The organism is Duganella paludis (genome assembly GCF_054461335.1).
Genome location: NZ_CM136922.1, coordinates 2,803,284 through 2,822,856 on the forward strand (window position 1 = coordinate 2,803,284; position 19,573 = coordinate 2,822,856).

At 64.7% G+C, this 19,573-nt stretch carries 17 protein-coding genes and 2 tRNA genes; 7 read left to right on the top strand and 12 right to left on the bottom strand.

Translation table 11 applies throughout. The features are described from left to right. Nucleotides 1–55: 55 nt before the first annotated feature. Both ACXZ1M_RS12480 and dinB read right to left on the bottom strand, forming a co-directional pair. On the bottom strand, nucleotides 56–1,588 hold the full coding sequence (locus tag ACXZ1M_RS12480) for a sensor histidine kinase (RefSeq protein WP_459053470.1): 1,533 nt from the start codon (nucleotides 1,586–1,588) through the stop codon (nucleotides 56–58). Nucleotides 1,589–1,634: 46 nt separating this feature from the next. Further along, nucleotides 1,635–2,783: a DNA polymerase IV gene (gene dinB, locus ACXZ1M_RS12485; RefSeq protein ID WP_459053471.1), complete on the bottom strand. Its 1,149-nt coding sequence runs from the start codon at nucleotides 2,781–2,783 to the stop codon at nucleotides 1,635–1,637. Between the two features lie 81 nt (nucleotides 2,784–2,864). Here dinB and ACXZ1M_RS12490 point away from each other — a divergent pair, with 81 nt between their 5' ends. Continuing rightward, nucleotides 2,865–3,707 carry a substrate-binding periplasmic protein gene (locus ACXZ1M_RS12490; protein ID WP_459053472.1) on the top strand — a complete coding sequence of 281 codons (843 nt, stop codon included), beginning with the start codon at nucleotides 2,865–2,867 and terminating at the stop codon, nucleotides 3,705–3,707. On the opposite strand, the gene ACXZ1M_RS12495 is transcribed toward ACXZ1M_RS12490, so the two are convergent. Continuing rightward, nucleotides 3,704–4,966: an MFS transporter gene (locus ACXZ1M_RS12495; protein WP_459053473.1), complete on the bottom strand. Its 1,263-nt coding sequence runs from the start codon at nucleotides 4,964–4,966 to the stop codon at nucleotides 3,704–3,706. The genes ACXZ1M_RS12490 and ACXZ1M_RS12495 overlap by 4 nt on opposite strands. A 149-nt stretch (nucleotides 4,967–5,115) precedes the next feature. Between ACXZ1M_RS12495 and ACXZ1M_RS12500 the strand changes: the two genes are divergently transcribed. The 6 genes from ACXZ1M_RS12500 to ACXZ1M_RS12525 all read left to right on the top strand — a co-directional run bounded on the left by ACXZ1M_RS12500 (nucleotide 5,116) and on the right by ACXZ1M_RS12525 (nucleotide 8,819). Further along, nucleotides 5,116–5,191 (top strand) — tRNA-Val (locus ACXZ1M_RS12500). 21 nt (nucleotides 5,192–5,212) lie between these two features. Next, nucleotides 5,213–5,289, top strand: a tRNA-Asp gene (locus ACXZ1M_RS12505). A gap of 169 nt (nucleotides 5,290–5,458) precedes the next feature. Further along, nucleotides 5,459–6,520 carry a hypothetical protein gene (locus ACXZ1M_RS12510; RefSeq protein WP_459053474.1) on the top strand — a complete coding sequence of 354 codons (1,062 nt, stop codon included), beginning with the start codon at nucleotides 5,459–5,461 and terminating at the stop codon, nucleotides 6,518–6,520. Beyond that, a complete protein-coding gene (locus ACXZ1M_RS12515; protein ID WP_459053475.1) occupies nucleotides 6,511–7,116 on the top strand; it encodes an ABC transporter ATP-binding protein in 606 nt (201 codons plus the stop codon). Before ACXZ1M_RS12510 ends, ACXZ1M_RS12515 begins: the two co-directional genes overlap by 10 nt. A 93-nt stretch (nucleotides 7,117–7,209) precedes the next feature. Then, nucleotides 7,210–7,692 (top strand): cyclic nucleotide-binding domain-containing protein, encoded by a 483-nt coding sequence (locus ACXZ1M_RS12520; protein WP_459053476.1) that lies wholly within the window; start codon nucleotides 7,210–7,212, stop codon nucleotides 7,690–7,692. Continuing rightward, nucleotides 7,689–8,819 (top strand): AI-2E family transporter, encoded by a 1,131-nt coding sequence (locus ACXZ1M_RS12525; protein WP_459053477.1) that lies wholly within the window; start codon nucleotides 7,689–7,691, stop codon nucleotides 8,817–8,819. Before ACXZ1M_RS12520 ends, ACXZ1M_RS12525 begins: the two co-directional genes overlap by 4 nt. 296 nt (nucleotides 8,820–9,115) lie before the next feature. Here ACXZ1M_RS12525 and ahpF read toward each other — a convergent pair whose 3' ends face one another. The 9 genes from ahpF to ACXZ1M_RS12570 form a co-directional block, all read right to left on the bottom strand. After that, nucleotides 9,116–10,714 carry an alkyl hydroperoxide reductase subunit F gene (ahpF, locus tag ACXZ1M_RS12530; protein ID WP_459053478.1) on the bottom strand — a complete coding sequence of 533 codons (1,599 nt, stop codon included), beginning with the start codon at nucleotides 10,712–10,714 and terminating at the stop codon, nucleotides 9,116–9,118. 96 nt (nucleotides 10,715–10,810) lie between these two features. Beyond that, the gene (gene ahpC, locus ACXZ1M_RS12535) at nucleotides 10,811–11,374 is read right to left on the bottom strand and encodes an alkyl hydroperoxide reductase subunit C (protein WP_459053479.1); all 564 of its coding nucleotides are present in this window, start codon (nucleotides 11,372–11,374) and stop codon (nucleotides 10,811–10,813) included. A gap of 141 nt (nucleotides 11,375–11,515) precedes the next feature. After that, entirely contained in the window at nucleotides 11,516–11,812 is a 297-nt protein-coding gene (locus ACXZ1M_RS12540) for an immunity protein TriTu family protein (protein ID WP_459053480.1), read from the bottom strand. A 12-nt stretch (nucleotides 11,813–11,824) separates the two neighbouring features. Then, entirely contained in the window at nucleotides 11,825–11,956 is a 132-nt protein-coding gene (locus tag ACXZ1M_RS12545; RefSeq protein WP_459053481.1) for a TreTu family toxin, read from the bottom strand. 2 nt (nucleotides 11,957–11,958) lie between these two features. Continuing rightward, on the bottom strand, nucleotides 11,959–12,153 hold the full coding sequence (locus tag ACXZ1M_RS12550) for a TreTu family toxin (RefSeq protein WP_459053482.1): 195 nt from the start codon (nucleotides 12,151–12,153) through the stop codon (nucleotides 11,959–11,961). Nucleotides 12,154–12,243: 90 nt separating this feature from the next. Continuing rightward, the gene (locus tag ACXZ1M_RS12555) at nucleotides 12,244–15,021 is read right to left on the bottom strand and encodes an EAL domain-containing protein (RefSeq protein ID WP_459053483.1); all 2,778 of its coding nucleotides are present in this window, start codon (nucleotides 15,019–15,021) and stop codon (nucleotides 12,244–12,246) included. Between the two features lie 56 nt (nucleotides 15,022–15,077). After that, a complete protein-coding gene (locus tag ACXZ1M_RS12560; protein WP_459053484.1) occupies nucleotides 15,078–16,574 on the bottom strand; it encodes an RCC1 domain-containing protein in 1,497 nt (498 codons plus the stop codon). Nucleotides 16,575–16,752: 178 nt separating this feature from the next. Then, nucleotides 16,753–19,104, bottom strand: coding sequence for a YgiQ family radical SAM protein (locus tag ACXZ1M_RS12565; RefSeq protein ID WP_459053485.1), 2,352 nt, complete (start codon nucleotides 19,102–19,104; stop codon nucleotides 16,753–16,755). 184 nt (nucleotides 19,105–19,288) lie between these two features. Then, nucleotides 19,289–19,564: a DUF4404 family protein gene (locus ACXZ1M_RS12570; RefSeq protein ID WP_373989609.1), complete on the bottom strand. Its 276-nt coding sequence runs from the start codon at nucleotides 19,562–19,564 to the stop codon at nucleotides 19,289–19,291. Between the last annotated feature and the right edge of the window lie 9 nt (nucleotides 19,565–19,573).

A 19,573-nucleotide genomic window follows, 5' to 3' on the forward strand; every position in this document is an offset into this window, starting at 1 on the left:
TTGACAGGCCCTGTTTCAAAAGTAATGGCAAAAGGAGCGCCATTTTACACGCTTATCAAGGCGCAACCAGCGGGATCGTCACGTCGAAACGCGCGCCCTGGCCCACCGCACTGGTGAGCTCCACCGTGCCGCCGAGAATTTGGTACACAATGTTGTGGGCAATATGCAACCCCAGCCCGCTGCCGCCCTGTCCCAGCCGAGTGGTGTAGAACGGTTCGAACACGTGGCTGTGCAGCTCGGGCGCGATGCCCTTGCCGTGGTCGGACACGGAAATCGTCACCCGGTCGGCGCCGGCCATCCGGGCTTGCAGCGTGATCGCGCCGCCGTCGTCGCCGAGCCCGTGGCGGGCGGCGTTCTCGATCAGGTTGGTGATCACCTGCCCCAGCGGCCCTGGAAAACTGTCGAGCTGCAAAGCCTGCGGCACGTCCAGCACCACCTGGCAGTTGGCGCGCTTGAGCATGGGCTGCAAGGTCATCTGCGTTTCGTGCACCACCTGGTGCAGCAGGAAGCGGCGCCGCTGCGAACTGGCGCGGTCGGCCGCCACCTGCTTGAAGCTGGTCATCAGCTCGGCGGCGCGCTGCAGGTTGCGCGTGGCCAGGTCGGCGCCCACTTCCACCGATTGCAGGAACTCGTCGAGCACCGAGCGCTTCAGGCCATCCTGCATCTTGCCCCGGAACACGCGCAGGTCGTCGCTCAGGGTGCTGACCGCCATCAGGCCGTTGCCCACCGGCGTATTCAATTCGTGCGAGACACCGGCCACCAGCGAACCCAGCGCCGCCATCTTTTCCGCCTTGACGATCTCGGCCTGGGTGTTCTTGACGATGTCGCGGATGGCGTGCAACAGGCGGCCGGCCTCGCCGCGCGCGTCGGCGCGGATCTGCTGGTTCCAGTTGCCGCCCGCCACGCTCTGGGTGATCTTCAACGCATCGAGGATGGGATCGGCGATGCTGCGCCGCACGGTGTTGAAGATCAGCACGAACACGCCGACGATCAGCACGAACACCAGGCCCAGCGACCACGCCATGGTCTGCACTCGTTCCCGCGCCGCGCGTTCGTCGTCGGCATTGCGCTGGCGCGCCAGCGCCACCACCTGCTCGATCACCTGGCGCTGCCTTTCATACAGCGGCCCGAGCCGGGCCAGCGCGCGCCGCGCCCGCACCTCCTCGCCGGCCTGCAGGGCCGGCGCCAGCTCGTCGAAGGTGGTGGCGTAGAAGGACTGCGCCAGCGTATGCGATTGCCGCAGGAATTTTTCCTCCAGCTCGCCCGTCAGCCCCTGGCCCTGCCAGTAGCGGTAGCGCTGCTCATACAGTTGGCGCGCCGCCTGCAGGCGCTGCAACAGCGGCCGCGCGTGCTCGCCGTCGGCCTCCGATAGCTGCAGCGCCAGCAGATAGGATTCCACCAGATAGGCCGGCGGCGGCAGGATGTCGGCCACCAGGTCCTGTCCCTGCATGATGCGTTCGTAGATGGGGCCGTTGACGCGGATCTCGGCCAGCGTGCGGTACACGATCACCCCGCACAGGGCGAAGCAGGCGAGCGACACCACAAGCAACAGGCGGAAGCGCTGTTGGATACTGAGATGCTCCAGCATAGGGGGGACTCCCGGCGAAAGATGCTTCCGTCAATATACAACGGTTTCAGGCGAATAAATCCCCTTGGACCGGTATCCGCACAGCAAGTGTTGCGCCCGGGGTCTCCAGGGTGCTGGCGCGCACGCCAAGCAGGCGCAGCTTGCGTTGCAGCGGCACCCGTTTCAGGCATTCGCGCGCCGCCTGCAGGATGGCGGCCGCGTCCGCCACGGGCGCCGGCAGGGTGACGTTGCGGCTGACGATCTGGAAATCGTCATAGCGCAGCTTGATGCTGATGGTGCGGCTGACGTAATCCTTGCGCTTGAGGTCGTCCGCCAGGCGTTCGCACAGCGTAGTCAGGATGGTGGACAAGGTGGCGCGGTCCTGGCGCGCGTGCAGGTCGCGCTCGAAGGTGGTTTCGCGCGAGATCGACTTGCTTTCGCGGCTGGTGGACAGCCCGCGTTCGTCGATGCCGTGCGCCACCCGCGCCAGCCAGCTGGCGTAGTGCGCGCCGAAATAATCCTGCAGCAAGCCCTGGTCGGCCTGTGCCAGCTGGCCGACGGTGTCGATGCCGAGCGCTGCCAGCTTGGCCGTGGCCTTGGGGCCGATGCCGTTGACCTTGCGCACATTCAGCGGCCAGATGCGCGCAGGGATGTCGTCGAAACCGAGCACCGTCAGGCCGTTGGGTTTTTCCAGGTCGGAGCAGATTTTCGACAGCAGCTTGTTGGGTGTGACGCCGATCGAGCAACTGAGGCCGGTGGCATCGTGCACGGCCTGCTTGATGCGCGCCGCCAGTTCGCGCGTCTCGCCGGGCACGCCGGTCAGGTCGATATAGATTTCGTCGATGCCACGGTCTTCGATCTCGGGCGCGATGGCGGCCACGGCCTCCTTGAACAGGCGCGAGTAGTGGCGATAGGCGTCGAAGTTGGCCGGCAGCAGGATGGCGTCCGGCGCCAGCTTGGCCGCCTTCATCATGCCCATGGCCGAGCCGACGCCGAAGGCGCGCGCCTCGTAGGTGGCGGTGGTGATGACGCCCCGGCCGACATAGTCGCGCAGGCGCTTGAACACCAGCGAGCCGTCGGCGCGCTGCTCGGGGGCGTTGCTGCGGCCGCCAATCACCACCGGCTGGCCGCGCAGCTGCGGGTAGCTCAGCAGTTCAACCGACGCGAAAAACGCGTCCATGTCGAGATGGGCGATACGGCGCTCGGCTTCAGCCATGGTACGGGAATAATACTGTAAATAAACACAGTATCCACCGAAAGCCGTCGTCATGCAAGTTGCCGGTGTTAGACTGGTTGGATGACCAAGCGCCTGACCACCGTCTTGTTGGCCTCGTGGCTGCCGCTCGCCTGCGCCCAGGCGGCGGGGCCGACGGCCGCATGTCCGCCGGCCGTGGTCGGCGTCAGCGATCTCGGCTACTCCTCCTATCTGGACGGCGCCACCATCCGCGGCAGCAATATCGATGTGCTGGCGGAGTTGCAAAAACGCAGCGGCTGCAAGCTGATCCCGCGCTGGTATCCACGCGGCCGCCTGTACGCGCAATTCTTCAATTTTGAGCTGGAAATGGCCGGCGCCTCGTTGCGCACGGCCGAGCGCGACCGCTACGGCACCTGGCTGCCCTACACCTACACCCACTTTGAACTGGTGTTGCTGAACAAGCACGCCGGCAAGTTCCGCAGCCTGGCCGAATTCGTCGAGCGCAGCAACGCGCGGCTGAACATCACGCGCGGCATCATCTACACGCCGGACACCCAGGCGCAGCTGGACCGCCTGCAAAAGCTGGGCCGGCTGGAATACGTCAACGACTATGGCGTGGTGTTTCGCAAGATCATCGCCGGCCGCGCCGACGGCACGCTGGCGCCGGCCACCATCCATTTGCAGAACCAGCGCCAGTTCGGCATGGTCGGGCAAATGAGCGCCGCCACTTTCGCGGAATCGCCGCGCATGATGGTGGGTTTGTACGTGTCGAGGAAAGTGCCGCCGGAGGTGCTGCAACGCTACACGGACGCGCTGCGCACCATCGTCGCCGACGGCAGCATGCAGAAATTCTACGAGCACTACCTCGGCGCCGAAAGCACCAACCGCCTCTACAACGAAGGCACGCGCGAGATACTCGACGCCCTGCAGCAGCCCGCGCGCTAGCTACGCCGCACGGCGCCGACCACCAGCACCGCGCCGGCCGCCAGGCTGGCGGCGATCAAATACATGCCGCTGGCCGTGCTGCTGGTGGCGTCGCGGATCGCGCCCACCAGATAGGGCGCCACGAAGCCGGCCAGGTTGCCGATCGAGTTGATCATGGCGATGCCGGCCGCCGCCGCCGCGCCGCCCAGCAGGGCGGTGGGCAAGCTCCAGAACACCGGGAAGGTGCTGAGGATGCCGGCCGTGGCCAGGCTCAGCGCGGCCAGCGCGATCACGGTGTTGTCGCTGTAGAGGGTGGCGGCGACCAGGCCCAGCGCGCCGGCCAGCGCGGCGACGGCCGTGTGCCAGCGGCGCTCGCCGCTGCGGTCCGAATGGCGCGCCACCAGCACCATGGTGACCGCCGCCACACCGTACGGCACGGCCGACAGCAGGCCGATGTCGAGCACATCCTTTACGCCGCTGTTCTTGATCAGCTGCGGCAGCCAGAAGCTCACGCCGTACAAACCCATCACGCACAGGAAGTAGACCAGCGCCAGCAGCCACACCTTGCCGCTGCGGAATAGCTGCTTCAGCGGCATGTGCTGGCGCGACTGGCCGTCGGCGGCGATTTCGCGCTCCAGCGCTTGCTTGTCCGCCTCGCTGAGCCAGGACGCGGCGCGGATGCCGTCGTCGAGATAGAACAGGGTGCAGACGCCGAGCAGCACCGACGGCAGGCCTTCGAGCAGCAGCAGCCACTGCCAGCCGCGCCAGCCGTTGGCGCCGTCGAATGTTTGCATGATCCAGCCGGACAGCGGGCCGCCCACCACGCCGGCCACCGCCACCCCGCTCATGAACCAGGCCACCATGCGCGCGCGGCGGTGCGCCGGATACCAGTAGGTCAGGTACAGGATGATGCCGGGGAAGAAACCGGCTTCGGCCGCGCCCAGCAAAAACCGCAGCAGGTAGAAGGTGGCCACGCTGTTGGTGAACATCAGGGCCGAGGAGATCAGGCCCCAGCTGATCATGATGCGGGCGATCCACAGGCGCGCACCGGCGCGCGTCATCAGCAGGTTGGAAGGCACCTCGAAAATGAAGTAGCCGATGAAGAAGATGCCGGCGCCGGCGCCGTACACGGCGTCGCTGAAGTGCAGGTCGGCCTGCATCTGCAACTTGGCGAAGCCGACGTTGACCCGGTCCAGGTAGGCCGCCACGAAGCACAGGAACAGGAAGGGCATCAGCCGCCAGCTGACGCGTTTGTACAAAGAATCAAGGTTGTCGTTCATGGATGGGATAGTGACACCGTCTGCCGTCCGGCAAAACAATTTTCTAAAAAAATTAGAAAACCACTTGCGGAACCGAATCAGGCTCCTATAGAATACGGCCTCGTTCAGCAGTTGTAGCAGTTAAATGAGACAACGCTGATAAGTTTTCTGGGTGCTTAGCTCAGTTGGTAGAGCGGCGCCCTTACAAGGCGTAGGTCGGGAGTTCGAGCCTCTCAGCACCCACCAGCGAACTTATAAAAAACGAATGGAGTGGTAGTTCAGTTGGTTAGAATACCGGCCTGTCACGCCGGGGGTCGCGGGTTCGAGTCCCGTCCACTCCGCCAATATTCCGAAGGGCCCGATGTTCGCATCGGGCCCTTTTCATTTGCGCCTCAGAATGTCGATGTAAGCTGATTGGCAATGAAAAATTCCTATCTTCACTTTCGTCTCCGGCTGGCACGGCACGCGCTGCTGCAATTTGTTTCCAGCCTGAAGAGTTCACTTGAATACATCGTGCTGGGACTCGCCCCGGTCCTGGTCGGGCTGCTGGCGGTGATCGCCTTGCCCGGCCTGTTCGCCGCCACCCGGCCGTGGCCGGAAGCGCTGGGACTGGTCGCCGCCCAGGTCGTGCTGTGCAGCGCGCCGGTCTGGCTGCTGCGCAAGCGCCTGCTGCCGGGCGCCGTGCTGCAATGGAGCCACCCGCTGCCGATCGGCACGCGCCGGAAGTGGGGCGCGGACGCGGCGGTGGCCGCCATGATCGTCGGTCCCTTGAGCGGCGCCTACGCCATCTCGACTGCGATCTGGCTGTACCAATGGCCAGACTGGCTGCGCCCGGTCGCGCCGCAAGCGCTGTTGTTGACAGTGGCCTCGCTGCTGCTGTCCTGGCTGCTCTCGACCTGGACGCTGGCGCGCCGCAACCGCCGGCCCGCCGCCGGCAAGCCGCCCCGCACCCGCCGCGCGCCCAGCGCCTACGCGCCCCGCACCGCCCCGTCGGCCCGTTCCGCCGTTTCCGCTGCGGAGGCCGCGTCCTCCGCCACCGCTGCCGCCGCGCTGCCCGCCTATGCCTACTACTGGAAGCAGCTGTTCTGGCTACCCTTCTGGCGCGCCGAAAACGTGGTCGGCATCCAGCAAACCTTGCTGCTGGCAGGCTCCCTGCTCAGCATCGGCGTCTGGCTATGGCATCCGCCCATCGTGCCGCCAGCGCTGTGGGGCGCCTGCGCCGCTCTGATGTCCATGCTGCTGACCGATCGCGGCGACAAGGCCGTGGCCGAACAAATCGCCCTGCTGCACCCGGTAGCCGCCAGTTGGCCGCTGCACACCGACCGCCTGTACCGCCTGGCCATGCTGTTCACGCTGCTGCCGGCGCTGTGCGTGCTGGCCTGCTTCGCCGCGCTGACGCTGGGACGCCCGGCCGACGGCTACAGCCACACCGTGGCTGTGGTCTGGCTGGTCTTCTCCGCCATCGTCCACCTCGCCATCGTCGCGCTGCGCCGCCTCAGCGTGCGCGGCCGGGTCGGCCTGGTGATCGGCGCCATCCTCATCCTGACCGCCATTGGAAGCGAACTATGGAATTAAGAATCGAACAGCTCACCTTCGAGTACGCCAGCCACCCGCTGTTCAGCCAGTTCAACCTGCGCCTCGGCCCCGGCATCAGCTGGCTGCGCGGCGAAAACGGTGCCGGCAAGACCACCTTACTGAAACTGGCCTGCGGCGCGCTGGCGCCCCACGGCGGCAAGATCTGGCTGGACGACATCGAACTCCACGAGCAACCGCTGGTGTACCGCCTGCACTGCTACTACTGCGGTGGCGACACGCCGCAACTGCCGTGGCTGACGGTGCGCGAAGTGCTGGACATGCATGTCGCGCTCTACGCCGGCATGGATGCCGACCTGCTCAACACCCAGTTGTCCGCCTTCCACCTGCTGCCGACGCTGGACCAGCCGGTCACCACGCTATCGCTGGGCCAGCACAAGAAAATGCAGCTCTCGCTGGCGCTGTCCCTGCCGGTGCGCTTGCTGCTGATCGACGAACCGTTCAACGGCCTCGATGTGGACGCGGTGGCCTACCTGCGCCAGCAACTGGCCGCGCCGGAACGCCTGGCGCGCCAATGCATCGTACTGACCAGCCACCTCGATCCGGTCCTGCCGCTCGTTAATACCGTGCAACTGTGAACTCTTAGCAACAAACGCGGCGCATCGGGGCAACAAGCGGGCAAAACCGGCGACAATGACAGCACACGCACTTTTTCCCGCCCTGGAGTTCCCTTGATTTTCGGTTTCCTCAAATCGCCCGAGCTGTCGCCGCGCTTGCTGCGGCTGAAAGAATCGGCCCTGTTCTCCTCGCTCACGCCGCTCGAACTGAAGATCGTCGACGGCTTGATGCACGAGCGCCGCTACCTGGCCGACGAAATCATCTTTGACGAAGGCGAGGAAGGCCAGGCCCTGTATCTCGTGATGTCGGGCCGCGTCATCATCAGCCGCCAGTTCGGCGCCGCGCGCGAAGTGGTGGCCGAGTTGTCGGGCGGCGCCTTCTTCGGCGACCTGGCGCTGCTGGACGACTCGCCGCGCAACGCGCAAACGCGGGCGTTGGACAACTGCGAACTGGCGGTGTTCTTCCGCGCCGACTTCATGGGCCTGATGGAAACCGACCCGGTCATCGGCTACAAGATCTCGCTGGCCCTGGCGCGCCACATCGGCCGCCGCCTGCGCGACTGGATGACCGGCAAACCGCAGATCGAAGCGCTATGAACCTGCTGCCGAGCCAACAACGCGGCGGGCCCGTGGTGTGGAGCGGCATCATCGCCGCCACCTGCGTGCTGCTGTTCCTGCTGCAGCAGATGCTGTTCCTGGCCATCCCCTTCCTGCTCGGCATCGTGCTGTACTACATCCTGCAACCGCCGACGCAGCGGCTGATCCGCATGGGCTTCAGCCAGAACAGCGCCACCCTGGTGGTAGGCGCCGTGTTCCTGCTGCTGGTGACGCTGGCCATCCTGACGGCGGTGCTGTGGAATTCCTCGGCACCCAGCACCTCGTGGCAGGACCTGCTCGGCACCTATCTGAAAGGCGGGCTGGACTTCGTGCGCCACACGCTGCGCACGCTGGAGCAGCAGTTCCCCATCCTGCGGCAAGTGCAGCTGGCCGAAACGGTGGACCAGCGCATGGCCGCCTTCACCGGCGACTTCGTGCAATCGCACCTGACCGAGATCCTGGTCTCGACGGCGGCCTGGCTGCCGTCGCTGCTGCTGGCGCCGTTCCTGACCTTCTTCTTTTTGCGCGACGGCCTGCGCTTCAAAAAATTCCTGGCGCGCGCCGTGCCCAACGCGTTCTTTGAACGCACGCTTTGCCTGCTGCACGAAGTCGACCAGACCGCGCACCGCTACTTCCAGGGCCTGCTCCGGCTGACCGTGCTCGACACGGCGGTGCTGGCCTTCGGCCTGTGGGTGATCGGCGTGTCCTCGCCGCTGGTGCTGGGGCTGATCGCGGCGGTGCTGGCCTGGGTGCCGTATGTGGGCTCGATCGTCGGCTGTGTGGTCGTGGTGATGGTGGCCTCGACCGACGCGCCGTCCGACCCTGCGGTGGCCTACCTGGCGATCAGCGTGTTCATCTGGGTGCGCCTGCTGGACGACTTCGTCTTCATGCCGCTGACCTTGGGGCGCAGCCTGCACATCCACCCGCTGATCACGGTGCTGATGATCTTCATCGGCGGCTCGGTGGCCGGGGTGGCGGGCCTGATGCTGGTGCTGCCGCTGCTGGGCGTGGTGATGGTGATCGGCGAAACCCTGGGCCGCCTGATCACCGATCCGCGCCTGCGCGCGCGCCACCGCAACGCCATGGCCCTGCGCACCCGGCAAGCCAGCTACGACCTCACTTCCTGACTTCGAAGGGCGTGCATCGCCGTAGGGTTCCAGATCGAGGCCCGAGCAAGGGCTGCCGGTGAAGGCGACCAATTCATCGATGAGCTCCGACGGCACGCGGAGCGGGAATTCGAGCTTGAGCATGAGGGGTCTCCGAAAAGGCGTTTTTACTAAAAACTGCTAACTCATACTAATAAGTACTGCAGCGCTCTATTCCTTACTAAAATGGCCGTCCCGGAATACTAAAAAACGCTAAAACCCCAAAAAAAAGCCCCGAGGCTGTTACCAGCGTCGGGGCTTTGGTGCAGGGGCTTGGCTTACGCGGTCAACGCCTGCTGGTCTGCCGACTCGGTGACGGCTTCGTCGTCGTCCGAGCGGATCAGGTGGTCGAAGGCCGACAGCGCCGCTTTCGCACCTTCGCCGGTGGCGATGATGATCTGCTTGTACGGCACCGTGGTGACGTCGCCGGCGGCGAACACGCCCGGCAGCGAGGTCTGGCCACGGGCATCGACTTCAATCTCGCCATGACGCGACAGGGCTACCGTGCCTTTCAGCCACTCGGTGTTCGGCACCAGGCCGATCTGCACGAACACGCCTTCCAGTTCCACCTTGTGCGACACGTTGGTGTTGCGGTCGGTGTAGCTCAAGCCGTTGACGATCTTGCCGTCGCCGTGGATCTCGGTGGTTTGCGCCGAGGTGATCACGGTGACGTTCGCCAGGCTGCGCAGCTTGCGTTGCAGCACCGCGTCGGCGCGCAGTTCCGCGCCGAACTCGATCAGGGTCACGTGCTTGACCAGGCCGGCCAGGTCGATCGCCGCTTCCACGCCCGAGTTGCCGCCGCCGATCACCGACACGCGCTTGCCCTTGAACAGCGGGCCGTCGCAGTGCGGGCAGTAGGCCACGCCGTGGTTGCGGTATTCCTTCTCGCCCGGCACGTTGATCTCGCGCCAGCGGGCGCCGGTCGCCAGGATCACGGTCTTGGCTTTCAGCACGGCGCCGGAGGCGGTCTGCACTTCGATCTGCTTGCCAACCTGCACCAGCTTGCTGGCGCGCTGGGTGTTCATGATGTCGACGTCGTATTCCTTGACGTGCTGTTCCAGGGCGATGGCGAACTTAGGTCCTTCGGTTTCCTTGACCGAAATGAAGTTCTCGATCGCCAGGGTGTCCAGCACCTGGCCGCCGAAACGCTCGGCCACCACGCCGGTGCGGATGCCTTTGCGGGCGGCGTAGATCGCCGCCGCCGCGCCGGCGGGACCGCCGCCGACCACCAGCACGTCGAACACGTCTTTCTTGCTCATCTCGGCCGCCTGGCGCACGCCGGCGTTGGTGTCGAGCTTGGCGAGAATTTCTTCCACCGAGGTGCGGCCCTGGCCGAAATGCTGGCCGTTCAGGAACATCATCGGCACGGCCAGGATCTGGCGTTCTTCCACTTCCTTCACGAACAGGCCGCCGTCGATGGTGGTGACCTTGATGCGTGGGTTAATCACCGACATGGCGTTCAGGGCCTGCACCACGTCCGGGCAATTGTGGCAGGTCAGCGACATGAAGGTTTCGAATTCGTAATCGCCATCCAGGTTGCGGATTTGCTCGATCACGGCTTCGTCGAATTTGATGGTGTGGCCGCCCACTTGCAGCAGCGCCAGCACCAGCGAGGTGAACTCGTGGCCCATCGGGATGGCGGCGAAACGCACGCCGATCTCGCTGCCGGCGCGGTTGATGCTGAACGACGGCGTGCGCACGCCTGCTTCGATGCGTTCCACCAGCGAGATCTTGTCGCTCAACTCGGCAATTTCGAGGAGCAGTTCTTTCATCTCGCGGGCTTTGGCGCTGTCGTCGAGCGAAGCGACCAGTTCAAGTGGGTGCACCACTTTTTCCAGGTAGGCTTTCAACTGGGTTTTGAGGGTTGCGTCCAACATGATTGTGTTCCTTTACAAATATTTAGGCGTATGCCGGGCCGGACGCCCGGTCCGGCATCGCGGTAACTACTTGTTTGCTGCAGTCTTCTTCAAGACTTAGATCTTGCCGACCAGGTCCAGCGATGGGGTCAGGGTTGCGGCGCCTTCGGTCCACTTGGCTGGGCAAACCTGGCCTGGGTGCTCGGCAACGTATTTCGCTGCTTTGACTTTGCGCAGCAGTTCCGAAGCGTCGCGGCCGATGCCGTTGTCATGCACTTCCAGCACTTTGATGAAGCCTTCTGGATTGATCACGAAGGTGCCGCGCAGTGCCAGGCCTTCTTCTTCGATCATCACTTCGAAGTTACGCGACAGTTTGCCGGTCGGGTCGCCGATCAGTGGGTAGTTCACTTTCTTGATCGCGTCCGAGGTGTCGTGCCATGCTTTGTGCGCGAAGTGGGTGTCGGTCGACACGCCGTAGACTTCCACGCCCAGTTTGGCGAATTCAGGTTGGAAATCGGCCAGATCTTCCAGTTCGGTTGGGCACACGAAGGTGAAGTCGGCTGGGTAGAACATCAGAACAGACCACTTGCCTTTCAGGGATTCGTCGCTGACGTCGATGAATTTACCGGCGTGGTATGCAGTTGCCTGGAATGGCTTGATTTGGGTATTGATCAGGGACATTGTAGTTTCCTCGTTGGGTTGTGAATCATTGAGACGCCAGTTTAAGGGCTTTTGCGCTATTTGCAAAATTGATTGTTCCAATAGTTTCGATTGGATTTAGCTATTACGACGGCGAACGGGATAGCAATATCCTTAACGCCATCAGCGCAAGGCTATGCCGAGCGCATCTAGAAAGGATTGGAATGAGCGATTAAGTGCCGTGGACGAATCAATCTTGCCATGCTGATCGAGTACATCACGGCCGGATTCGACATCGAGGATTTCCAGGTGAAAGTTACCGCTGTTCCAGCAAGTCACCCTGGCCAAGCGGGCAGGCGCATCAAAATCGAGGCGAGCAGACGAGTTCTCCGACTCGACGCCCAGCGTCAACTGGGCCTTTACCCCCGCCGGCAGAGCAGCGATGGTCTGCTGCGCCCATAAACAAAAGATGTTCAGCATAGACACCTCCTCCTAAGCCTTGGTAGCAATATGTCGAATCCTGAACGCTTTCGGCATGCACGGCACCCGCAGGCCCACACGTGCAGCATGGCGCCCTTGAAGAGAATGCGGACCAATTATCTTGGCCCAGCCGGGGCCCGTCATCCTCAAACAACCGAAGGGCCTTCGAATTCCACATAGAGGTCGCCGGATTTGGCCTGCCGCCGAAAAGATGCCGGATCAGGCGGTAGCAACACATGCGTTGTGCCGCTAAAACTTTCCTGCACCGTGCCGGTCGCAAGCATCAGAGCGAACTCGGCACGACACATCCATCGACCTACAGTGATTGTAGTACGCAGCATGATGGGGGGTAGGGTGTATGCATCAGAAACTGCAGTTCACTTTATCCTCCTGAAAAATGCCGGCGATGCGCCAAATCAGTTTTGTGCAGCTTACTTACCGGCTGGCGCGCGCAGGAAGGCGTCGAATTCGGCGGCGGGCATGGGTTTGGCGAACAGGTAGCCCTGGCCGTAGTCGCAGCCGGCGGCCGCCAGCAAGTCGCGCTGCTCGGGGGTTTCCACGCCTTCGGCGATCACTTTCAGGCCCAGTTTGTGGGCCATGACGATGATCGCTTCCGACAGCGCCATGTCGCTCGAGTCGGGCGCCAGGTTGCGGGTGAAGGAGCGGTCGATCTTCAGGTAGTCGATGTCGAATTTCTTCAGGTAGGACAGCGAGGAGTAGCCGGTGCCGAAATCGTCCAGCGCCACCTGGATGCCGGCGTCGCGCAGCTGTAGCAGGCGGTCGCTGACGGCGTTGCTGGCGTCCAGCAGCAGCCCCTCGGTGATCTCCACCACCAGCGACTGGCCCGGCAGCGCCAGCGATTGCAGGTGATCGAGCCAGCCCTGGTAGGAGCCGCCCTCGCGCTGGAATTCCAGCGGCGACTGGTTCAGGCTGACCTGGAAGGCCGGGTCGTGCTCCTGCCGCCAGCGCTGCGCCCAGCGCGCCGATTCGCGGAACACCCAGTCGCCGATCTCGACGATCAGGCCGCTCGACTCGGCCAGCGGAATGAATTCCAGCGGACTGACCACGCCGCGCTGCGGATGGTTCCAGCGGATCAGCGCCTCGGCCTTGTGGATGGCGCCGCTCTCCAGATGGACGATGGGCTGGAAATACAGCTCGAACTGCGCGCCCTTGAGGGCGCCGCGCAAGTCGTTGGTCAGGCGCATGCGGCTCAGCGCCGCCACCTGCAGGGTCGGCGTGAAGTAGCTGTAGCGGTTGCGGCCGGCGCCCTTGGCCGCGTACATGGCCTGGTCGGCGTGCTTGAGCAGGTTGTCGATGTCGAGCGCGTCGTCCGGGTACAGGGTGATGCCGATGCTGGCCGAGACGAAGGCCTGCTCCGCCCCCAGGTCGAACGGCTGCAGCAGGCGGCGCAGGATCTCCTGAGCGATGCGCTCGACATGCTCGGTGTTGTCGAGCTCGCACAAAATCACGGTGAACTCGTCGCCGCCCAGCCGCGCCACCGTGTCCGACTTGCGCACGCAGGCGCCGATGCGCCGCGCCGCCTCCACCAGCAGCACGTCGCCCTGCTGGTGGCCGAGCGTGTCGTTGACTTCCTTGAAGTGGTCGAGGTCGATGAACAGGATGGCGATGCGCGACTTGTCGCGCTGGCTCTTGAGCATGTCGTGGCCGAGGCGGTCGAGGAACATGCGGCGGTTGGGCAGGTGGGTCAGCGTATCGAAATTGGCCTGCTGCCAGATCAACGCCTCGCTCTGCCGCTTGGCCGTGACGTCCTCGATCATGCACAGATGGTGCGGATGGCTGCCGGCCTCGGTGTCGATGGCGTTCACCGACACGTCGATCCAGGCCACGCTGCCGTCCGGCTTGAACAGCCTGCTGAGCGCCTTGAAGCTGCTGATCTGGCGCGTGGCGAGCAGCGCCATCTGCGCCTTGATCTGCACCACGTCGTCCGGATGGCCGACCTCCAGCCAGCGGATCGCGTGCAGCTCGTGCAGCGAGCGGCCGAGGATGGCCTGGTAGCTGGCATTGATGTCGCGGTACTCGTAACTGACCGAATCGATCAGCGCGATGCCGAGCGGCGACGCCTCGAACATGGTGCGGAAGCGCTGCTCGCCGGTGCGGATGGTCTGCAGCGCGCGCTTGCGTTCGCGCGCCAGCAAACTGAAGTGGATGGCCGCGCCCAGCACCAGCAGCAGCGCCGCCGCGCCCGCCGCGCGGTACAGCCACAGCAGGTCGCCATGCTGCTGGTCGACCCGGTACATGAAACCGTCGAAACCGGCGTTCTTCGGCAGCAGGCCCAGGCCGGCGTAGACATCGGCGATGTGCTGCCAGCGGTCCGGATTCATGTAGCCGATTTCCACCAGCACCGGCTGCACCAGCGGCACCATCTGGCGCGCCTCGTACAGCAGGTGCTGGCGGTCGGCGCGGCGCGAATATTTATCGAGGATGAGGTCGGCCGCTTCCTCGTGGTGGCTCATGGCCCACTGCCAGCCGCGCATGCTGGCGGCGCGGAAGGCGGCCACCCGCGCCGGATGGTTGGCGATCTCGCGCTCGCTGGTAAACAGGTTGTCGCCGTAAAAATCGATGCCGACCGCGCGCGGGCTGTAGATGTCGTAGGGGAAGCCGAGGCGGTCGAAGGTGTCGGGCTCGTTGGTGGTGTAGATCGCCATGGCGTCGACCTTGCCGTCGACCAGGTCGACCGGATTGAAACTGTGGCTGACGCGCTCGAAGCTGCTGGGCGGCACGCCCTCCTTGCTCAGGAAGGCCAGCAATTCATCGGCGTTGGCGAGTTCCCCGGTCAGCGAGCCGATCATCGCCCGCTTGCCGATCAGGCGCCGCAGATCGGGATCGCCGCCGGTCTGTCGCATCGCCAGCGCGTACGGCGAATGCTGGAAGACCACGCCCAGCACCACCACCGGCTTGCCGGACAGGCGCGCCAGCAGCAGGCTGCTGCTGCCCGTGCCGTACTCGGCCTTGCCGGCCAGGATGCTGCGCTCGGGCGCATCGCCGTCCTGGCCGTCGAGAATGCGGACGTCGAGTCCGGCCTCGCGGTAATAGCCGAGCTCCTGCGCGGCGTAGTAGCCGGCGAACTGGAACTGGTGGGCGTGCTTGAGTTGGAGGGTGACTTTTTCCAGCGCCAAGGCCGGCGCCGCGACCAGCAACACGGTGGCGACGGCGCACAGCTTGGCGAGGAGGGCTGAACGGAAGGTCATGGCTCTAGTGTAGCGCCTGCCCGTCCGTTCTTTTGATGCTGTGGCGAAAAAAATGCTTAGTTCGGCGTCGGATTCGGGATATTCACCGGAACCGGCGAAGTCACCGTCTTGCCGTTGCCGAGCTGGCCGTTGGCGTTGCGGCCCCAGGTCCACAGCGAATTGTCGGCCTTCAGGGCCGCGCTGTGGCCGTCGCCGGCGCTGATCGCCACCCAGGTGCGCTCGGCGCCGATCTGCTTGGGCGAGATGGCGTCGTCGGTGCCGCTGCCGTCGCCGAGCTGGCCGTCGGCGTTCGAGCCCCAGGCCCACAGCGAACCGTCCTTGCGGATGGCCAGGGTGTGCAGGCCGCCGGCCGAAACGATGTTCCAGTCGTTGTCCGGGCTGAACTGGCGCGGCACGGTCACGGTGCCGCCGGTGGCGTTGTTGCCCAGCTGGCTGGAACCGTTGGCGCCCCAGCCCCACAGCGTGCCATTGGTGGCGATCGCCATCGAATGGCTGGCGCCGGCCGAGACCGCGTTGTACACGCCGGTGCCGATCTTGGTCGGGGTCGAGACCGGGGTCGAGCTGGTGGAGGAGTTACCGAGCTGGCCGTCCACGTTCGAACCCCAGGTCCACAGGCTGCCATCCTTCTGGATGCCCATCGAATGGGTGCCGCCGGCGCTGAAGGCGATCCAGACGGCGGTATTGGTCTTGGCGCTGCCGCCCACCTGCACCGGCTCCTGGCGTCCGATGACGGTGGTGTCGCCCAGCTGGCCTTCGCTGTTGCGGCCCCAGGCCCACAGGGTACCGTCGGCCTTCAGCGCCAGCACGTGGTACTTGCCGGCCGAGACCGACACCCAAGTGGCGTCCTTGCCGACCTGCATAGGCACGGAGCGGTTGGTGGTGTTGCCCTGGCCCAGCTGGCCGTTGGTGTTCAGGCCCCAGGCCCACAGCGTGCCGCCGGTGGTGGTGGTGCCGGTGCCGGCGCGAATGCCGACCGCGAACTGCTCGCCGACCGACACCTGGCGCCAGGCAGTGGTGGCGCTGCCGTTGTTGACGGCGACCGGGGTTTCGCGTCCCAGGTTGCTGTTGTCGCCCAACTGGCCCCAGTTGTTCTGGCCCCAGGCATAGAGCTTACCGTCGGCGCGGCGGGCAATGGTCTGGAAGCCGCCGGCCGAGACCTGGGTCCACGGTGCGGTGACGGTGATCGCCAGCGAACCGACCACGCTGTCCTGGGTGGCGGTGATGGTTTCCGTGCCCACGCCGACCGCGGTGATCTTGCCGGTGGCGGTGGCGATCGACGCCACGGTCGCGTTGCCGCTCTTGGTGGCCCACTGCAGGCCGCCGGCCACCGTCAGCGGCTTGGAAGTGCCGTCGGAATAGGTGCCGACGGCGGTCGCGTCCGCCACCACGCTGACCGGAATGGTAGTGCTGGTGGAGACCGTGATCGCAATCGTCTTCAGGGTCGGTACCGTAGGCGTGGTCGGGGTAGTGGTCTTGTCGCCGCCGCCGCCGCAGGCGGCCAGCACGGCAAACAGCGGCGCCAACAGCAGCGAGGAGAATTTAAAATTTTTCATGATCATCCAGTTCACAGAATGGGGTCTGCGGTATAGCAGTGTAGCCCGCCAGGGCGCTTACGCATCGCACGAGCAGGACTGAATTATCCACGCAATTAGCCACTTCGGATACTTTAACAACATTTCTTTTGGGAATGAACGAAAAAAAAGCACCCGAAGGTGCTTTTCAAGATGAAGCTTATTTTCTACCACGCGGCGCGGCGGCGCGGCCGGGATTGCCGCCCTTGACCGGGGCCGGCGCCGCCTTCTTCACCTTGATGGTGTCGAGGATCGACGGCTTGGACTTGGTCTCGACCGTGGCGCGCGCCGTGAGCGAACCGGTCAGCGCGTTCGGCTTGCCGCGCGCGCCGGCCATCGGCAGGCCGCGTCCGGAGGCGCCGCGCTTGTCGGCGCCCGGCGCCAGCATCGGCATCGCCCGCTTGCCCTGCGAAGCCTTGAAGTTCTCTTCACCGGCCGTGTACGGCGGGATCAGGTGACGCTCGCCGGTGCCGATCAAATCGCCCCGGCCCATGTTGCGCAGCGCGTCGCGCAGAATCGGCCAGTTCTTCGGATCGTAGTAGCGCAGGAAGGCCTTGTGCGCCTGGCGCTGCTTGAGGCTGCGCGGCGTGAACACTTCTTCCGAATCGTCGGTGACCTTGTGCAGCGGATTGCGGCGCGAGTGGTACATGGCGCTGGCCATGGCCATCGGCGTCGGCATAAAGGTCTGCACCTGGTCCAGGCGGAAGTTGTTCTTCTTCAGCCACAGCGCCAGGTTCAGCATGTCCTCGTCGGTGGCGCCCGGGTGGGCCGCGATGAAGTATGGAATCAGGTACTGCTTCTTGCCGGCTTCCAGCGAATACTTCTCGAACAGGGCCTTGAACTCGTCGTAGGCGCCGATGCCCGGCTTCATCATCTTGCTCAGCACGTTGGACTCGGTGTGCTCGGGCGCGATCTTCAGCAGGCCGCCCACGTGGTGGGTCACCAGTTCCTTGACGTACTCGGGCGAACGCACGGCCAGGTCGTAGCGCAGGCCGGACTGGATCAGAATCTTCTTGATGCCCGGAATGGCGCGCGCGCGGCGGTACAGCTTGATCAGCGGATTGTGGTTGGTGCCCAGGTTGACGCAGATCGACGGGTACACGCACGACAGGCGGCGGCAGGTGGTCTCGATTTCCTTGTCTTTGCAGGCCAGGCGATACATATTCGCAGTCGGGCCGCCGAGGTCGGAAATGATGCCGGTGAAGCCCTTGGTCTTGTCGCGGATGTGTTCGATCTCGCGCAGGATGGACGGCTCGGAACGGCTCTGGATGATGCGGCCCTCGTGCTCGGTGATCGAGCAGAAGGTGCAGCCGCCGAAGCAGCCGCGCATGATATTGACCGAGAAGCGGATCATTTCCCACGCCGGGATATTGGCGTTGCCGTAGCTCGGGTGCGGACCGCGCGCGTAGTTCATGTCGTAGACGTTGTCCATCTCGTCCATAGCCAGCGGCAGCGGCGGCGGGTTCATCCAGACGTCGCGGTCGCCGTGGCCCTGCACCAGGGCGCGGGCGTTGCCGGGATTCGACTCCAGGTGGAACACGCGCGAAGCGTGCGCATACATCACCGGATCGCTGGCGACGGTCTCGAACGACGGCAGGCGCACCACGGTCTTGTGGTGTTTTTCCAGCTCCATGGCGCGGCGTTCTTCGCGGCTCATGATGCGGATCGGCTTGTATTCGGACTGGGCCGGCGTCGGCTCGGGCGCGGACACCGGACCGGCGGCAGCGGCGGCCTTGGTCGGCTCGACCATGGCCGGATTCGCCTCCTCGGCCGGCTTGGCGTTCGGATCGTTGCTGGTGGCGCAGGTCGGCGAATTCGGCTCGACCATCAGGTACGGGTCGACGTGCTTGTCGACCTTGCCCGGCGTATCGACGCGGGTGCTGTTGTGTACGCCCCACTCCTCGCCCGGCATCCAGCCGGCCGGCACCAGGAAGGAAGTGCCGCGCAGGTCGCGGATAGTCTTGATGCTCTCGCCGTCGGCCATGCGGCGGGTCAGGTCGACCAGCGCGCGCTCGGCGTTACCGAAGATCAGCATGTCGGCCTTGGACTCGAACAGCACCGAGCGACGGACCTTGTCCGACCAGTAATCGTAGTGGGCGATGCGGCGCAGCGAGGCTTCGATCGAACCGATCACCACCGGGATGCCGGGATAGGCTTCGCGACAGCGCTGGGCGTACACGGTCACGGCGCGGTCGGGACGCTTGTTCGGCTCGCCGCCCGGGGTGTAGGCGTCGTCCGAGCGCGGCTTGCGGTCGGCCGTGTAGCGGTTGACCATCGAGTCCATATTGCCGGCGGTGACGCCGTAATACAGGCGCGGCTTGCCGAGCGCGCGGAAGGCGTCGGCCGACAGCCAGTCCGGCTGGGCGATGATGCCGACGCGGAAGCCTTGCGCTTCCAGCAGGCGGCCGACCAGTGCCATACCGAAACTCGGATGGTCGATGTAGGCGTCGCCGGTCACCAGGATGACGTCGCACTCGTCCCAGCCGAGCGCGTTCATCTCTTCGCGGGACATCGGCAGGAAGGGCGCGACAGGGGCGCGTGCAGACCGTTTCGGGACGGCCGCAAATAAATTAGTTGGGGGATTCATGGGGCGGTATTGTACCGGAAAGCGCCCCGCTACGCTCACGCCCGCATAAATTTTCTTTTAGTATTCAAACACTTAAAAGAAATGATGTCAGTGTCACATCGATTTAAGCTTAAATCCCCATGTTCGACAGGATCGTACCCAGCTCGCGCAGGGCCGGCTCCAGCTGCGGGTGCTTGACGGCGAACTTGGCCGACAGCTCCTGGGTGCGCTCGGCCAGGCCGAAAGTGGAGGTCTCGCCTTCCGGCGGCTCGGCGCCGCGTTCGAGCAGGGTCTTGATGTCGCCGTCGAGCTGGCGCAGCAATTCCTGCAACTCCTCGTCGATCGGGCCGGCATGGGCCAGGTTGGCGTGCAGGGTCTTGAGCGAGGTCTTCAGATTGCTGTCCATATGCGTCCC

Bases quoted from the DNA above. Each gene is read 5' to 3' on its own strand.
- ACXZ1M_RS12480 (WP_459053470.1), bottom strand. From the start codon at position 1,588: ATGCTGGAGCATCTCAGTATCCAACAGCGCTTCCGCCTGTTGCTTGTG.
- dinB (WP_459053471.1), bottom strand. From the start codon at position 2,783: ATGGCTGAAGCCGAGCGCCGTATCGCCCATCTCGACATGGACGCGTTT.
- ACXZ1M_RS12490 (WP_459053472.1), top strand. From the start codon at position 2,865: ATGACCAAGCGCCTGACCACCGTCTTGTTGGCCTCGTGGCTGCCGCTC.
- ACXZ1M_RS12495 (WP_459053473.1), bottom strand. From the start codon at position 4,966: ATGAACGACAACCTTGATTCTTTGTACAAACGCGTCAGCTGGCGGCTG.
- ACXZ1M_RS12515 (WP_459053475.1), top strand. From the start codon at position 6,511: ATGGAATTAAGAATCGAACAGCTCACCTTCGAGTACGCCAGCCACCCG.
- ACXZ1M_RS12525 (WP_459053477.1), top strand. From the start codon at position 7,689: ATGAACCTGCTGCCGAGCCAACAACGCGGCGGGCCCGTGGTGTGGAGC.
- ahpF (WP_459053478.1), bottom strand. From the start codon at position 10,714: ATGTTGGACGCAACCCTCAAAACCCAGTTGAAAGCCTACCTGGAAAAA.
- ahpC (WP_459053479.1), bottom strand. From the start codon at position 11,374: ATGTCCCTGATCAATACCCAAATCAAGCCATTCCAGGCAACTGCATAC.
- ACXZ1M_RS12540 (WP_459053480.1), bottom strand. From the start codon at position 11,812: ATGCTGAACATCTTTTGTTTATGGGCGCAGCAGACCATCGCTGCTCTG.
- ACXZ1M_RS12545 (WP_459053481.1), bottom strand. From the start codon at position 11,956: ATGACGGGCCCCGGCTGGGCCAAGATAATTGGTCCGCATTCTCTTCAA.
- ACXZ1M_RS12550 (WP_459053482.1), bottom strand. From the start codon at position 12,153: ATGCTGCGTACTACAATCACTGTAGGTCGATGGATGTGTCGTGCCGAG.
- ACXZ1M_RS12555 (WP_459053483.1), bottom strand. From the start codon at position 15,021: ATGACCTTCCGTTCAGCCCTCCTCGCCAAGCTGTGCGCCGTCGCCACC.
- ACXZ1M_RS12560 (WP_459053484.1), bottom strand. From the start codon at position 16,574: ATGAAAAATTTTAAATTCTCCTCGCTGCTGTTGGCGCCGCTGTTTGCC.
- ACXZ1M_RS12565 (WP_459053485.1), bottom strand. From the start codon at position 19,104: ATGTCCCGCGAAGAGATGAACGCGCTCGGCTGGGACGAGTGCGACGTC.
- ACXZ1M_RS12570 (WP_373989609.1), bottom strand. From the start codon at position 19,564: ATGGACAGCAATCTGAAGACCTCGCTCAAGACCCTGCACGCCAACCTG.